At 60.3% G+C, this 14629-nt stretch carries 11 protein-coding genes and 1 pseudogene; 6 read left to right on the top strand and 6 right to left on the bottom strand.

Annotation, left to right across the window (positions count from 1 at the left end; all coding sequences use genetic code 11):
* Window positions 1-73: 73 nt before the first annotated feature.
* Window positions 74-559: a YajQ family cyclic di-GMP-binding protein gene (locus AC1DQM_RS22555; protein WP_018926510.1), complete on the bottom strand. Its 486-nt coding sequence runs from the start codon at window positions 557-559 to the stop codon at window positions 74-76.
* A 140-nt stretch (window positions 560-699) separates the two neighbouring features.
* Here AC1DQM_RS22555 and AC1DQM_RS22560 point away from each other — a divergent pair, with 140 nt between their 5' ends.
* Genes AC1DQM_RS22560 through AC1DQM_RS22570 form a run of 3 tightly spaced genes read left to right on the top strand, consistent with a single transcriptional unit; the run spans window position 700 to window position 4283 of the window.
* The gene (locus tag AC1DQM_RS22560) at window positions 700-1617 is read left to right on the top strand and encodes a putative 2-dehydropantoate 2-reductase (protein ID WP_026346058.1); all 918 of its coding nucleotides are present in this window, start codon (window positions 700-702) and stop codon (window positions 1615-1617) included.
* Between the two features lie 45 nt (window positions 1618-1662).
* A complete protein-coding gene (locus AC1DQM_RS22565) occupies window positions 1663-3699 on the top strand; it encodes a sensor histidine kinase (RefSeq protein WP_064621203.1) in 2037 nt (678 codons plus the stop codon).
* Window positions 3700-3701: 2 nt separating this feature from the next.
* Complete coding sequence (locus tag AC1DQM_RS22570) at window positions 3702-4283, top strand: cob(I)yrinic acid a,c-diamide adenosyltransferase (RefSeq protein ID WP_018926513.1); 582 nt, start codon at window positions 3702-3704, stop codon at window positions 4281-4283.
* 50 nt (window positions 4284-4333) lie between these two features.
* Here the strand turns inward: AC1DQM_RS22570 and AC1DQM_RS22575 are convergent, their stop codons facing one another.
* The 4 genes from AC1DQM_RS22575 to secA form a co-directional block, all read right to left on the bottom strand.
* On the bottom strand, window positions 4334-5278 hold the full coding sequence (locus AC1DQM_RS22575) for a Nudix family hydrolase (RefSeq protein WP_477746885.1): 945 nt from the start codon (window positions 5276-5278) through the stop codon (window positions 4334-4336).
* A complete protein-coding gene (locus AC1DQM_RS22580) occupies window positions 5275-5907 on the bottom strand; it encodes a glutathione S-transferase family protein (protein ID WP_477746886.1) in 633 nt (210 codons plus the stop codon). Before AC1DQM_RS22580 ends, AC1DQM_RS22575 begins: the two co-directional genes overlap by 4 nt.
* Before the next feature lie 146 nt (window positions 5908-6053).
* On the bottom strand, window positions 6054-7271 hold the full coding sequence (gene argJ / locus AC1DQM_RS22585) for a bifunctional glutamate N-acetyltransferase/amino-acid acetyltransferase ArgJ (RefSeq protein WP_019581492.1): 1218 nt from the start codon (window positions 7269-7271) through the stop codon (window positions 6054-6056).
* A 119-nt stretch (window positions 7272-7390) separates the two neighbouring features.
* On the bottom strand, window positions 7391-10126 hold the full coding sequence (gene secA / locus AC1DQM_RS22590) for a preprotein translocase subunit SecA (RefSeq protein WP_018926517.1): 2736 nt from the start codon (window positions 10124-10126) through the stop codon (window positions 7391-7393).
* A gap of 307 nt (window positions 10127-10433) precedes the next feature.
* On the opposite strand from secA, the gene AC1DQM_RS22595 reads away from it, so the two are divergent.
* Window positions 10434-10889, top strand: coding sequence for a DUF721 domain-containing protein (locus AC1DQM_RS22595; protein ID WP_018926518.1), 456 nt, complete (start codon window positions 10434-10436; stop codon window positions 10887-10889).
* 59 nt (window positions 10890-10948) lie between these two features.
* Here AC1DQM_RS22595 and AC1DQM_RS22600 read toward each other — a convergent pair whose 3' ends face one another.
* Window positions 10949-12436 (bottom strand): helicase HerA-like domain-containing protein, encoded by a 1488-nt coding sequence (locus AC1DQM_RS22600; RefSeq protein WP_111454752.1) that lies wholly within the window; start codon window positions 12434-12436, stop codon window positions 10949-10951.
* Between the two features lie 183 nt (window positions 12437-12619).
* Here AC1DQM_RS22600 and AC1DQM_RS22605 point away from each other — a divergent pair.
* A pseudogene (locus AC1DQM_RS22605) lies at window positions 12620-13651 on the top strand (HAMP domain-containing protein); the annotation flags it as partial.
* 93 nt (window positions 13652-13744) lie between these two features.
* Window positions 13745-14509: a methyl-accepting chemotaxis protein gene (locus AC1DQM_RS22610; protein WP_425439644.1), complete on the top strand. Its 765-nt coding sequence runs from the start codon at window positions 13745-13747 to the stop codon at window positions 14507-14509.
* The last annotated feature ends 120 nt before the right edge of the window (window positions 14510-14629 follow it).

Raw genomic sequence — 14629 nt, forward strand, 5'->3', positions numbered from 1 at the left:
ATAAGGCTCGGTCGTTTCTGCCGTTGCTTGGGCCTCGGACGTCGAAATCGCCGAGAGGTTCCCGCTTGAAAGATCAGTCGCGGAAGTTATTGAACTGCAGCGGCATGTCGAAAGTTTTGGCACGCAGGGCGGCGATGGCTTCCTGCAGATCGTCACGTTTTTTACCGGTGATACGCACCTGCTCACCCTGAATGGCAGCCTGGACCTTGAGCTTGGCATCTTTGACGTGAGCGACAATTTTCTTCGCCAGCTCTTTGTCGATGCCTTCCTTGAGGACCGCTTCCTGCTTCATCAGCTTGCCCGACGCATAGGCATCCTTGACTTCAAGGCATTGCACGTCGATCTTGCGCTTGACCAGGGCCAGCTTGAGGATCTCGATCATCGCTTCGAGCTGGAAATCGGCTTCAGCGGTCAGGTTGACGGTCAGGTCTTTTTCCTTGAACTCGAAGCTGCCCTTGCCTTTCAGGTCATAACGACGATCGAGTTCCTTGACGGCGTTCTCGACCGCGTTGGTGACTTCGTGTTTGTCCAGTTCGGATACCACGTCGAACGACGGCATGTAATTTCTCCAATAAAAAGGCGCGCTCGATAACGATGGAGCGCGCTTGGCTTGCGGTTAAAATCGGGCTCATTATAACGGGTCTTTTCCAACCGATACTGCGAGCCTCACATGCCAGCGACAAACCGAGTAAAAAGCTGATGTCTACCCCTTGGCATGTTCTGGGCGCCGGCAGCCTCGGCACGTTGTGGGCCACCCGTCTGGCACGGGCTTCAGTGCCGGTCAGGCTGATCGTACGGGACGCGGCACGCCTGCAGGCCTATCAGGCGGCGGGCGGGCTGACACTGGTCGAGCACGGCGAAGCGCAGCTGTACCCGGTGCCTGGCGAAACAGCCGACAGCGACGGGCCGATCAGCCGTCTGCTGGTAGCCTGTAAAGCCTATGACGCCGTAACAGCCGTGGCCCAGCTCGCCCACCGCCTGACACCGGACGCCGAACTGATCCTGTTGCAAAACGGCCTTGGCAGCCAGGACGCCGTCGCCGCGCAAGTCCCGCATGCCCGCTGCATCTTCGCTTCCAGTACCGAAGGCGCGTTTCGCGATGGCGACTGGCGTGTGGTGTTTGCCGGTCATGGTTACACCTGGCTGGGAGATGCCGGCCATCCAGTGGCACCGTTCTGGCTGGAGGACTTGAGCGACGCCGGCATTCCCCATGAGTGGAGCACCGACATTCTCACAAGGCTGTGGCGCAAGCTGGCGCTCAATTGTGCGATCAACCCGTTGACCGTCCTGCACGAATGCCGCAACGGCGGTTTGCAGCAACATCAGTGCGAAGTGGCCACCCTGTGCGCCGAACTCACCGAACTGCTGGAGCGCTGCGGCCAGCCGGCGGCAGCCGAAAACCTCCGGGAGGAAGTCGAACGGGTGATCAAGGCTACCGCGACCAATTTCTCCTCGATGTACCAGGATGTCGCCAATCAGCGCCGCACCGAAATCAGCTACCTGTTGGGCCATGCCTGTAAAGTTGCGTCGCGGCATCAGTTGAACCTGCCCCACCTCAATCAATTGCAGCAGCGCTTGATCGCTCATCTGCACAGCCTTGGATTGCCCAGCGACTGAGCAGCGGCTACGCTGGCCACTTGTTCCTTTTCAGCGATGAACCTGATGCCATTGCGCCAGCGCCTTGAAAACCTTCCGGTCGGCCAGAAACTGCTGGCCGCCCTGCTGGTGCTGTTGACCACCGTTTTGCTGGTCGCCAACCTGACCTTTATCAGTGCCGCGTATTACATCTCCCAGGAAAGCATGGCCCCCCAGGCCCTGCAGACCATCGGCCGACTGGTGTCCAACCCGAGCCTGGTGTCCGACGCCCTGAAGTCGCCGCAAAACGCCGAACGCCTGCTCAACGAACTCAACAGTTATTCACCACTGCGTGCGGCAGCCCTTTACGACGGCACGGGTACGCGTCTGGCGCAGCTGCAACACGGCGACATGCTGAGCCTGCCAGAGCACTACCAGCACCTCGAAGCCTGGCAAGCCACGGAGTTTCGCAGCAATCAAGTGATCACCCTGCCCCGCCCCGGCACCGCTCCCGGGCATTTGCTGCTGGTGGCCAGCAGCGAGTTGCCGATGGCGTTCTACACCGGGACCCTGACCGCCAGCCTGGGGATTCTGATCTTCAGCGTGCTGTTGTGGCTGGTGATCGCCCGGCAGATCAAACGCCTGATTACCCGCCCCATCCATCAGCTCGAAGAGCTGTCCCGGCAAGTCACCCGGGAAGAGAACTACGCCCTGCGCGCCTCTCGCGGCAACCACGACGAAATCGGCAGCCTCGCCGAAGCGTTCAACACCATGCTCTCGCGCATCGAGGCCCGGGAGCAGCAGCTCAAACGCGCCCGCGACGATTCCCAGGCGGCTTACGACCAGGCCCAGGGGCTGGCCGAAGAAACCCGTCACACCAACCGCAAGCTGGAACTGGAAGTTCAGGTGCGGAGCAAGATCGAGAAAAAACTTACCGGTTTCCAGAACTACCTCAACAGCATCATCGACTCCATGCCATCGGCACTGATCGCCCTCGACGAGCAGCTTTACGTGACCCAGTGGAATCAGGAGGCCAGCGCACTGTCCGGCACGCGCCTCGACGAAGCCTTGAACCAGCCGATCTTTCTCGCCTTCAAACCCCTCAAGCCGTTCCTGCCGCAGCTCAAGCAAACCGTCGAGCAGCATACGGTGGCCAAGATCGAACGCGTTACCTGGCCCAAGGACGACGAACCCCGGCATTACGCCCTGACGTTCTACCCGTTGATGGGCGGTGCCGGACGTGGCGTGGTCATCCGGATCGACGACATCACCCAGCGTCTGTCCCTGGAAGAGATGATGGTGCAGTCGGAAAAAATGCTCTCGGTCGGCGGCCTCGCCGCCGGTATGGCCCATGAGATCAACAACCCGCTGGGCGCAATCCTGCACAATGTGCAGAACATTCGTCGACGTCTGTCCCCCGACCTGCCGAAGAACCTCGAACAGGCCGAGCAAATGGGCATCGAACTGGAAACGGTCAATAAGTACCTGAAAGCGCGTGAAGTACCGCAGCTGCTCGACGGCATTCAGCAGGCTGGCGCCCGGGCGGCGAAGATCGTGACCCACATGCTCAGCTTCAGCCGCCGCAGCACTCGGCAAATGGCGCCATGCGACCTGCCGGCACTGATCGATCAAGCGGTGGAAATCGCCGGCAACGACTTCGACCTGGCCATCGGCTTCGACTTCAAGGGCCAGGCGATCATTCGCCAGTTCGATCCGGCGCTGGGCCCGGTACCCGGCACCGCCAACGAACTGGAACAGGTGCTGCTCAACCTGCTGAAAAACGCTGCGCAAGCCATTCACCAGCGTACAGACGACCGCGAACCGGGGCGGATCATTCTGCGCACAAAACTGAATCCGCCGTGGGCGGAAATCCAGGTCGAGGACAACGGCATCGGCATGAGCGAAAGCGTGCGCAAACGCACGTTCGAGCCGTTCTTCACCACCAAGGAAATCGGTCAGGGCACCGGTCTTGGGCTCTCGGTTTCGTATTTCATCATCACCAACAACCACAAGGGCCAGATGGAGGTGCAATCGACGCCGGGCCAAGGCACTTGCTTCACCTTGCGCCTGCCTTTGTCGGGCACTGCGGTGAACTCTCAAGAACTCAATCAGCTGTCGAGGTAACCATGGGCTTTCGTTTGTCGAAGATTTACACCCGCACCGGTGACAAAGGCGAAACCGGGCTTGGTGACGGCCGCCGGGTGCCCAAGGACCATCCGCGAATCGAGGCCATTGGCGAGGTCGATACGCTGAACAGCCAGGTGGGCGTGCTGTTGGCCGGGTTGGCGGCGCAAAGTGGCGAGTTTCCAGGGCTTGGCGAAGTGATCGAGGTATTGGCGCCCTGCCAGCATCGGTTGTTCGACCTCGGTGGCGAACTGGCGATGCCGGTGTATCAGGCACTGAACACGGCAGAAATCGAACGGCTGGAAGCGGCCATTGATGTGTGGAATGAAGAGCTGGGGCCGCTGGAGAATTTCATTCTGCCCGGCGGTTCGGCGCTGATTGCCCAGGCCCACGTGTGCCGCAGCCTGGCGCGTAGTGCCGAACGCCGGTGTCAGCAGTTGAATACGATCGAACCGTTGGCCGGGGTGGGCCTGGCGTATATCAATCGGTTGTCGGATTTGTTGTTTGTGGCGGCACGGTTGATTGCCAAGCGCCAGGGGATTGCCGAGATTTTATGGCAGCCTGCGGCGAAACCTTCAAACTGATCGACTGATCATTCCCACGCGGAGCGTGGGAATGATCACAGCACTGCAAATCAAGCCTCAGGCCAGAACGCCCGAATCCCCGCCACACCCTGCGCGCCCGCTTCCCAGGCTTTCTGCCGCTCTACCAGGCCAACACCACCCAACAAGAACACCGGTTTGCTGAAGCCTTCGATCAAAGTCGACGCCAGCTCCCAACCCAGCGGCTGAGCATCCGGGTGCGTCTGGGTCGGCTGCACCGGCGACAGGGTCACAAAGTCCACGCCCATCTGCTCGGCCAGCGCCAGTTCTTCAGCGTTGTGGCAGGACGCCGCCAACCAGCGCGACGCTGGTAGCGGTCGGCCGGCCGCCGCGTACTTGCGCAACTGCGCGGCAGTGATGTGCCAACCGGCGGACGGGAAGTCCCCCAGCCATTCAAACGGCCCCTTGATCATCAACTGCGCCTTGCCGGCACACAGCCCCGCCGCGTCCACCGCCAGATCGCGGTATTGCGGGTCATAGCCATTGGGCGCACGCAACTGAATCAGCTTGATGCCGCCCGCGATGGCTTTCTGGATACCGCGCAGCAAGGCCGGGGTTTCCAGACCGTCCGGGGTGATCAGGTATTCGCCGGGCAAGCGTGCAGCCGCGACGATCGGCTGGTTGGCGGCCGGAAACTCGTAGTCCAGCAGTTCCCGCGCAGTCACCCAGGCCAAAGGCTGGCCTTCGGCACCATGGGGTTCGCCGGTAAACGCCGAGACTTCCCAGACATCCAGCAACACCTGCTTGTCCGGGTAGTCGTGGCGAACCTTGATCAACGGTCGCGCGGTATTGACCACAATGCCCAACTCTTCGTGAAGCTCGCGGGCCAGGGCGGTTTCGACGGATTCGTTATCCTCGACCTTGCCACCGGGGAACTCCCACAAGCCGCCCTGATGCTGGGTGTCGGCACGCCGGGCGATGAGGATCTTGCCGTTGCTATCGCGGATAACCGCCGCGGCCACGTGTACTCGTTTCACTGCCCGACCTCCTCCAGACCTGCCTTCTGCCAGGCCTTGAAAGCTGGCCATTGGTAAATGGTTTCGACATAGGCTGCATCGACCTCGGGCAGCTTCACTTGATAGGTGCGCAGGCGGACGGCGATCGGTGCGAAAAACGCATCGGCCAGGGTCGCGCCACCGAACAGGAACGGGCCGGCTTCAGTCGCGGCCGCACGACATTCAGCCCACAACGCCAGCATGCGCTCGATCTCGGCCTGAACGTCAGGCGGAGTCGGCAACAACGGCGCATTGTGGCTCAGGTCGAACGGCATGTTGCCGCGCATGGCGAAGAAACCGCTGTGCATCTGCGCGCAGGCCGAACGCGCCTGGGCTCGGGCGGCGGTGTCTTTGGGCCAGAGGCCGGCATCGGGAAATTGCTCGGCCAGGTACTCGGCAATCGCCAGCGAATCGGCGATGGTGCCGTGTTCGCTTTTCAGCAGCGGGACTTTCCCGGTCGGCGAATGCTTGAGCACGCGTGCGCGGGTGTCCGGCTGGTTCAGCTTGATCAGTTCTTCGGTGTAGGACGCGCCGGTCAGGTCGAGGGCCAGCGCGGCGCGCAGGGACCAGGAAGAATACAGTGTGTCGCCGATGATCAGGTGGAGGCTCATGTTCGGGCGCCTTTTGGTAAGAGTACAAGCCAGAATCTTTAGCGTCTGGTGGTCCGTCTTCGCGGGCAAGTCGGATCGCCGCACCGCTCGCTCCTACAGGTGGTGTGACCTGTAGGAACGAGGTTTGCCCGCGAAAGCGATCTGTCTTACGTGCGGTACTCGGCGTTGATCTTCACGTATTCGTGGGACAGGTCGGTGGTCCAGATGGTTTCGCTGCAATCGCCGCGACCCAGCTCGATGCGGATGGTGATTTCTTCCTGCTGCATCACCGCCGCGCCCTGGGCTTCGGTGTAGGTGGCAGAACGCGCGCCACGGCTGGCGATGCACACCTCGCCAAGGAATACGTCGATCTTGCTCACGTCCAGGTTCGGTACACCGGCACGGCCTACAGCGGCCAGGATGCGGCCCCAGTTCGGGTCGGAGGCGAACAGCGCAGTCTTGATCAGCGGCGAGTGGGCCACGGTGTAACCGACGTCCAGGCATTCCTGGTGATTGCCGCCGCCGTTGACTTCAACGGTGACGAACTTGGTCGCGCCTTCGCCGTCACGCACGATGGCCTGGGCCACGTCCATGCACACTTCGAATACCGCTTGTTTCAACTTGGCGAACAGCTCGCCTTCGGCACGGGTGATTTCCGGCAGTGCGGCCTTGCCGGTGGCGATCAGCATGCAGCAGTCGTTAGTCGAGGTGTCGCCGTCGATGGTGATGCGGTTGAACGACTTGTTGGCGCCGTCCAGCAGCAGGTTTTGCAGCACCTCGCGGGAGACTTTGGCGTCGGTGGCGATGTAACCGAGCATGGTCGCCATGTTCGGGCGAATCATGCCCGCGCCTTTGCTGATGCCGGTGACAGTGATGGTCACGCCGTCATGCTGGAACTGACGGCTGGCGCCCTTGGGTAGAGTGTCGGTGGTCATGATGCCGGTGGCGGCAGCTTCCCAGTTGTTTTCCGACAAATCATCGAGGGCAGCTTGCAACGCGCCTTCGATTTTCTCGACCGGCAGCGGTTCGCCGATCACGCCGGTGGAATACGGCAGCACCAGGCTGGCATCAACGCCGGTCAGCTCGGCCAGCTTGGCGCAGGTGCGCTCGGCGGCGGCCAGGCCTGGTTCGCCGGTGCCGGCGTTGGCATTGCCGGTGTTGGTCAGCAGGTAACGTACCGGACCTTGCACGCGTTGCTTGGCCAGGATCACGGGAGCGGCGCAAAAGGCGTTCAGGGTGAACACGCCCGCCACTGTGGAACCTTCGGCACAGCGCATGACCACGACATCCTTGCGCCCCGGGCGCTTGATACCGGCCGAGGCGATACCGAGTTCAAAACCGGCAACCGGGTGCAACGTTGGCAAAGGACCAAGACCAACAGCCATGAATGCGCTCCTTAAAAAATGTTGGCACCGTCAGTGCGATGGACGGTGGTTTAAATGGCAAAACGCCGCGACGGCAGAAGCCGGTCGCGGCGCGGGTATTTCAGCGTTTGAAACGGGGTTTACTGGATCTGCCCGTGGCAATGCTTGTACTTCTTGCCCGAGCCGCAGTAGCACAGCTCGTTGCGGCCCAGCTTCTGCTCGTTGCGTACCGGTGCGGTGGCGAGAGCTACATCGATCTCTTCACCCAACACTTCCGGTTGCTCCAGGCCAGGCGCTTCGTCGTGCTGGAACTGCATGCGCGCAGCCAGCGCCTCGGCTTCCTGACGCAGACGTTGCTCTTCGGCTTCCGGATCTTCGCGGCGCACCTGAACGTGCGACAGCACACGAATCGAGTCGCGCTTGATCGAATCCAGCAGCTCGGAGAACAAGGTGAAGGACTCGCGCTTGTACTCTTGCTTCGGGTTCTTCTGCGCATAACCACGCAAGTGAATGCCGTGACGCAGGTGATCCATGGTCGACAGGTGGTCTTTCCACAGGTCGTCGAGCACGCGCAGTACGATTTGCTTCTCGAAGGAGCGCAGTGCTTCGGCACCGGCCTGGTCTTCTTTCTCGTTGTACGCGGCGATCAGTTCGTTGAGCAGCTTCTCACGCAGGGTTTCTTCGTACAGGTGGTCGTCTTCGTCGAGCCATTGCTGGATCGGCAGCGCCACACCGAAGTCGCTCTGCAACGCCGCTTCCAGACCGGACACGTCCCACTGCTCAGGCAGCGATTGTGGCGGAATGTGTGCGCTGACGGTTGCGTTGAGCACGTCCTGACGGAAATCGGCAATGGTTTCGCCAATATTGTCGGCGGCCAACAAACTGTTACGCATGTGATAGATCACTTTACGTTGTTCGTTGTTGACGTCGTCGAACTCAAGCAGCTGCTTACGGATGTCGAAGTTGCGGCCTTCAACCTTGCGCTGAGCCTTCTCGATGGCGTTGGTCACCATGCGGTGCTCGATCGCTTCACCGGACTGCATGCCCAGCGCCTTCATGAAGTTCTTCACCCGGTCAGAGGCGAAGATGCGCATCAGGCTGTCTTCCAGCGACAGGTAGAAACGGCTGGAACCGGCGTCGCCCTGACGACCGGCACGACCGCGCAACTGGTTGTCGATACGACGCGATTCGTGACGCTCGGAAGCGATCACCTGCAAGCCGCCCGACTCCAGCACTTGCTGGTGACGTTTCTGCCAGTCGGCCTTGATCTGGGCAATCTGCTCAGGGGTCGGGTCTTCCAGCGAAGCCACTTCCACTTCCCAATTACCGCCCAACAGGATGTCGGTACCACGACCGGCCATGTTGGTGGCGATGGTCAGTGCACCCGGACGACCGGCCTGAGCGATGATTTCGGCTTCTTTTTCGTGGAACTTGGCGTTCAGAACCTTGTGTTCGATGCCTTCCTTCTGAAGCAGGCCGGACATGTGCTCGGACGTTTCGATGGTGGCGGTACCCACCAGCACTGGACGGCCCTGAGCCATGCACTCCTTGATGTCGCCGATGATCGCCGCGTATTTCTCTTCGGCGGTCAGGAACACCAGGTCGTTGTAGTCTTTACGCGCCAACGGCTTGTTCGGCGGGATGACCATGACCTGCAGGCCATAGATCTGATGGAATTCGAACGCTTCGGTGTCCGCGGTACCGGTCATGCCGGACAGCTTGTTGTACAGACGGAAGTAGTTCTGGAACGTGGTCGACGCCAGGGTCTGGCTCTCGGCCTGGATGTTCAGGTTTTCCTTGGCTTCGATGGCCTGGTGCAGACCTTCGGACAAACGGCGACCCGGCATGGTACGGCCGGTGTGTTCGTCGACCAGCACCACCTGACCGTCCTGCACGATGTACTCGACATTGCGATGGAACAGTTTGTGCGCACGCAGGCCGGCATAGACGTGAGTCAACAGGCCCAGGTTATGCGCCGAATACAGGCTCTCGCCTTCAGCCAGCAGGCCGACGCGGGTGAGCATTTCTTCGATGAACTGGTGACCGGCTTCGTTGAGTTCGACCTGACGGGTCTTCTCGTCGATGGTGTAATGGCCGGCCTTGGTGACTTCCCCTTCGACTTCCTCGATGTGCAATTCAAGCTGCGGGATCAGTTTGTTGATCTCGATGTACAGCTTGGAGCTGTCCTCGGCCTGACCGGAGATGATCAGCGGGGTACGGGCTTCGTCGATGAGGATGGAGTCGACTTCGTCGATCACGGCAAAATTGAGTTCGCGCTGGAATTTTTCTTCCATGCTGAACGCCATGTTGTCGCGCAGGTAGTCGAAACCGAATTCGTTGTTGGTGCCGTAGGTGATGTCGGCGGCGTAAGCGGCGCGCTTCTCTTCCGGCGGCTGGAATGGCGTGACCACGCCGACCGTCATGCCGAGGAATTCATAGAGCGGACGCATCCAGTTGGCGTCACGACGTGCCAGGTAGTCGTTCACCGTCACAACGTGCACGCCCTTGCCGGACAGCGCGTTGAGGTAAACGCCCAGTGTTGCCACCAGGGTCTTGCCTTCACCGGTACGCATTTCCGCGATCATGCCTTCATGCAAGGTCATGCCGCCGATCAGCTGGACATCGAAGTGGCGCATACCCATGACGCGCTTACCGGCTTCGCGGGCGACCGCAAAGGCTTCTGGCAGCAGCTTGTCGAGGGTTTCCCCTTTGGCGAGGCGGGCCTTGAACTCGTTGGTCTTGGCACGCAATTGATCGTCCGAAAGGGCCACCATTTGCTCTTCGAAGGCATTGACGAGCTGCACCGTCTTGAGCATGCGTTTGACTTCACGCTCGTTCTTGCTTCCAAAAAGTTTCTTTAACAAAGGCGCAAACATATCGGCAGGATCTTCCACACTAAAGGGATGGAGGGCGGCCCCGTGAGTCGCCCGTGCAGCCCTCATGGCCGCATGCGAACGAGCATTCTACCCGGAAACGATGGTGAGGAAAGTGGCGTTGTTCCACGATGCATGCACTGCGCTGTGACGGGGCTCACTTAAAATAAGGGCTTTTTACTGAACTTCAACCCATTGAGGGTACAAGTTACTCGTTGATTTAATGGGTAAAGCGCTCGTAAAGCAATGGGTCGGGACCAGCGGGTGCTTTCTGTTACCATGGCCGTTCTGTTACTTCAGGTGTTCGATCATGGCATTTCGCCCTCTCACGGCCAGAGCACCCGCCGTTCTGCTTCGCGAAGCCAAACCGCTGAAAGCCATCTTTGGCCACGCTCAACGCCTGGGTCATTTGCAACGTCTGGTGGAAAGCCAGCTGCAACCGGCCGCCCGCGAGCATTGCCATGTGGCGTCGTGGCGCGAAGGCAGTTTATTGCTGATTGTCACCGACGGTCACTGGGCCACCCGCCTGCGTTATCAACAAAAGCGTCTGCAACGCCAGTTACAGCTGTTCGACGAGTTCGCCAGCCTGACGCGGATCCTGTTCAAGGTGCAGCCACCGACCGTTCAGCAAGGAGCGGCTGGGCATACCATGGATTTGTCGACGGATGCCGCGGCGACCATTCAAGCGACGGCTGACGGGATTACCGACCCGAATCTAAGGGCGGCGCTGGAGCGCCTTGCGGCGCACGCAAAACCTAAATCCTGACTCAAATTTAATGTGGGAGCGCCACACCGCCGCTCCCACATTTTGACTGCGTACACTCGCTAGCGGCGCTTACTGCCCCCAAGCAATGACCCCATCAACCCGCGTACCAGTTGTCGGCCCAATTGATTGGCCGCCTGTCGCATCGCCGATTTAAGCGCCTGTCCTGCGGCCGTACCGAGGAATTCCCCGGCCTGTTCGGTGAAACTCGGCTCTTCGGGGGCAGGTTTGCCCGGCGCGGTTTCAGGCTCCGGCGCCAACCCCTTGCGCCCCATCAGCACTTCATAGGCCGATTCGCGATCAACCGGTTTGTCATATCGCCCTTTAAACGGCGAACCGGCAATCAGCACCGTGCGCTCAGTCTCGGTCAGCGGCCCGATCCGCGATTGCGGCGGTGCGACCAGTACACGCTGGACCATCTCCGGCGTGCCCTTGTCCTGCAAGGTGCCGACCAACGCCTCGCCGATGCCCAGCTCAGTCAACACCGACAAGGCATCAAATGCCGGGTTCGGCCGGAAGCCCTCGGCCACTGCCCGCAGGGATTTCTGCTCTTTGGCGGTGAACGCGCGCAAGCCATGCTGAACACGCAGGCCCAACTGAGCCAGCACATCATCCGGCAAGTCCCCCGGCGATTGGGTGACGAAATACACGCCCACGCCTTTCGAACGGATCAGCCGCACCACTTGTTCCAGACGATCCTGCAACGCCTTGGGCGTACCGGCGAACAACAAGTGCGCCTCGTCGAAAAACAGCGCCAGCAGCGGTTTATCGGCATCGCCGCGTTCCGGCAGTTGCTCGAACAATTCAGCCAGCAACCACAGCAGGAACGTCGCGTAGACCTTCGGCGCTTCGTGCACCAGACGGCTGGCGTCGAGCAAGTGGATGCGCCCGCGACCGTCCATCGCCGGTTGCAAAATATCTTCCAGTTGCAGTGCCGGTTCACCGAACAACGCTTCGGCGCCCTGCTGTTCCAGCGTCGCCAAACGGCGCAACAGTGCCTGGCTGGAACCGGTGGTCATCAGTGCCGCGTCATCGCCCAGTAATACGGGGTTATCACGCAGGTGATTGAGCAGAGCCTTCAAATCTTTCAAATCCAGCAGCAACAGCCCTTCGCGGTCGGCCACCTTGAACGCCGCATAAAGTGCCGACTGCTGACTGTCGCTCAGCTCCAGCAGGCTGCCGAGCAGCAACGGCCCCATTTCGCTCAAAGTGGTGCGCAATGGATGACCGGACTGACCGTGAATATCCCACAGGGTTACCGGATACGCCTGAGGCTTATGGTTCAGCCAGGGCATGCCGGCGATCCGCTCCGCGACCTTGCCTTGAGGGTTACCGGCGGCGCCCAGGCCGCACAAGTCGCCTTTGATGTCCGCCGCGAACACCGCCACGCCTGCATCGCTGAACGCTTCGGCCAGGCGCTGCAACGTAACGGTTTTACCGGTCCCGGTAGCGCCCGCTACCAAACCGTGACGGTTCGCCAGGCGCATGGCCTGGGCGATTGGCTGGCCAGCGAGGTCAGCGCCGATAACGAGTTGCGATGAGTCAGGCATTTTGTCACCCATGGTTAATCTTTGATCCTGCATGGCCGATAACAACCGAGAGACCAGACTGAAAATAGCGTCGGTAATTCCTTAAGGAGAGACGGAACTATCAGCTTACTTTCAACACTGCCCAATTTGCGCGCCTTTATAAAGCACGCCCTGGACATTAAGACTTTAGCGGACCCCCAAGCCATGAATAAAAATCTGCGCTTCAGCCATAAGATACTGCTTGCCGCCGCCCTGATCGTTATTGCCGCCTTCGCCTCCTTCACGCTGTACAACGACTATTTGCAGCGCAATGCGATTCGTGAAGATCTGGATAACTATCTCACCGAGATGGGAGACGTCACCGCCAACAACATCCAGAGTTGGCTCGCCGGTCGTATCCTGCTGATAGAGAACCTCGCTCAAAACATTGCCATCAACCCCGAACAATCCAACGTCGTCAGTCTGCTTGAACAAAATGCTTTGGCATCGACCTTCATGGCCAGATACCTGGGTGATGCCAGCGGCAACTTCATCAACCGCCCGGACTCCAAGATGCCGGACGGCTACGATCCCAGAGTTCGCCCTTGGTACAAAGGCGCGGAAAACAGCAACGGCTCGACGCTGACCGAACCTTATGTAGATGCGGCGACCGGTCAAACCATCATCTCCATTGCCACCGCTTCGAAAAAGTCGGGGAAAAGCGTGGGGGTGGTAGGCGGTGACTTGAGCCTGCAAACCCTGATCGACACCCTGATCGCGCGTGATTTCGGCGGCATGGGCTATGCCTTTCTGGTCAGCGCCGACGGCAAGATCCTGGTTCATCCGGATAAAGCCATGGTGATGAAGTCCCTGAGCGAGGCGTACCCGAAAAATACCCCACGCATTAGCAGCAACTTCACTGAAGTAGACGTCGACGGCAAAACCCGCATCGTCTCTTTCACCCCGATCAAAGGCTTGCCGTCGGTCAATTGGTACATCGGCCTGTCGGTGGACAAGGACAAAGCCTTCTCCATGCTCAGCGAATTCCGCACCTCGGCGATCATCGCGACCCTGATTGCAGTGGCCATCATCATTGGCTTGCTGGGCATGCTGATCCGCCTGCTGATCCAGCCGCTGCACGTGATGACCCGCGCCATGGAAGACATCGCCGACGGTGAAGGCGACCTGACCAAACGCCTGACCATCCAGAATCAGGACGAATTCGGCGTCCTTGGCACGGCGTTCAATCGTTTCGTGGAGCGAATTCATACATCGATCCGCGAAGTGTCCTCGGCCACCGGCCAGGTCAACGAAGTGGCCTTGCGGGTGGTGGCGGCCTCGAACTCGTCGATGTTCAACTCCGACCAGCAAGCTTCGCGCACCAGCAGCGTCGCCGCGGCCATCAACCAGCTCGGCGCCGCGGCTCAGGAAATCGCCCGTAACGCCGCCCAGGCATCGAATCAGGCCAGTGATGCCCGCAGCCTGGCCGAAGACGGCCAGCAAGTGGTGGATCGCAGCATTGCCGCGATGAATCAGCTGTCGAGCATGCTCAGCGCTTCGAGCACCAACATCGAATCGCTGAACAGCAAAACCGTGAACATCGGGCAGATTCTCGAAGTGATCACCAGCATTTCCCAGCAAACCAACCTGCTGGCGCTCAACGCCGCCATCGAAGCAGCGCGGGCCGGTGAAGCCGGGCGCGGTTTTGCCGTGGTGGCCGACGAGGTGCGCAACCTGGCGCACCGCACACAGGAGTCGGCGCAACAGGTGCAGACCATGATCGAGGAGCTGCAAGTCGGCGCCCGTGAATCCGTCAGCACCATGAGCGACAGCCAGCGCCACAGCCAGGACAGCGTGGAAATCGCCAACCTGGCGGGCGAGCGCCTGAACAGCGTGACGTTGCGCATCGGCGAAATCGACGGCATGAACCAGTCGGTGGCCACGGCGACCGAGGAACAGACGGCAGTGGTGGAGTCGATCAATGTGGACATCACCGAGATCAACACGCTGAACCAGGAAGGCGTGGAAAACCTGCAATCGACCCTGCGGGCGTGCTCGGACCTTGAGCAACAGGCTTCTCGATTGAAGCAATTGGTAGGCAGTTTCCGTATCTAGCGTCTGAACTGGCCTCTTCGCGGGCAAGCCTCGCTCCTACACAGGTATATGTGTAGGAGCGAGGCTTCCCGCGAAGGCGTCCATCCAGACACCGCAAATCCCGCTGCGCCCCCCCACCGC

Source organism: Pseudomonas sp. 01L34, from assembly GCF_056400265.1.

Coding starts and splice junctions, on each gene's coding strand:
- AC1DQM_RS22570 (WP_018926513.1), top strand. CDS start 3,702: ATGGGCTTTCGTTTGTCGAAGATTTACACCCGCACCGGTGACAAAGGC.
- secA (WP_018926517.1), bottom strand. CDS start 10,126: ATGTTTGCGCCTTTGTTAAAGAAACTTTTTGGAAGCAAGAACGAGCGT.
- AC1DQM_RS22595 (WP_018926518.1), top strand. CDS start 10,434: ATGGCATTTCGCCCTCTCACGGCCAGAGCACCCGCCGTTCTGCTTCGC.
- AC1DQM_RS22555 (WP_018926510.1), bottom strand. CDS start 559: ATGCCGTCGTTCGACGTGGTATCCGAACTGGACAAACACGAAGTCACC.
- argJ (WP_019581492.1), bottom strand. CDS start 7,271: ATGGCTGTTGGTCTTGGTCCTTTGCCAACGTTGCACCCGGTTGCCGGT.
- AC1DQM_RS22600 (WP_111454752.1), bottom strand. CDS start 12,436: ATGCCTGACTCATCGCAACTCGTTATCGGCGCTGACCTCGCTGGCCAG.
- AC1DQM_RS22580 (WP_477746886.1), bottom strand. CDS start 5,907: ATGAGCCTCCACCTGATCATCGGCGACACACTGTATTCTTCCTGGTCC.
- AC1DQM_RS22560 (WP_026346058.1), top strand. CDS start 700: ATGTCTACCCCTTGGCATGTTCTGGGCGCCGGCAGCCTCGGCACGTTG.
- AC1DQM_RS22565 (WP_064621203.1), top strand. CDS start 1,663: ATGCCATTGCGCCAGCGCCTTGAAAACCTTCCGGTCGGCCAGAAACTG.
- AC1DQM_RS22610 (WP_425439644.1), top strand. CDS start 13,745: ATGTTCAACTCCGACCAGCAAGCTTCGCGCACCAGCAGCGTCGCCGCG.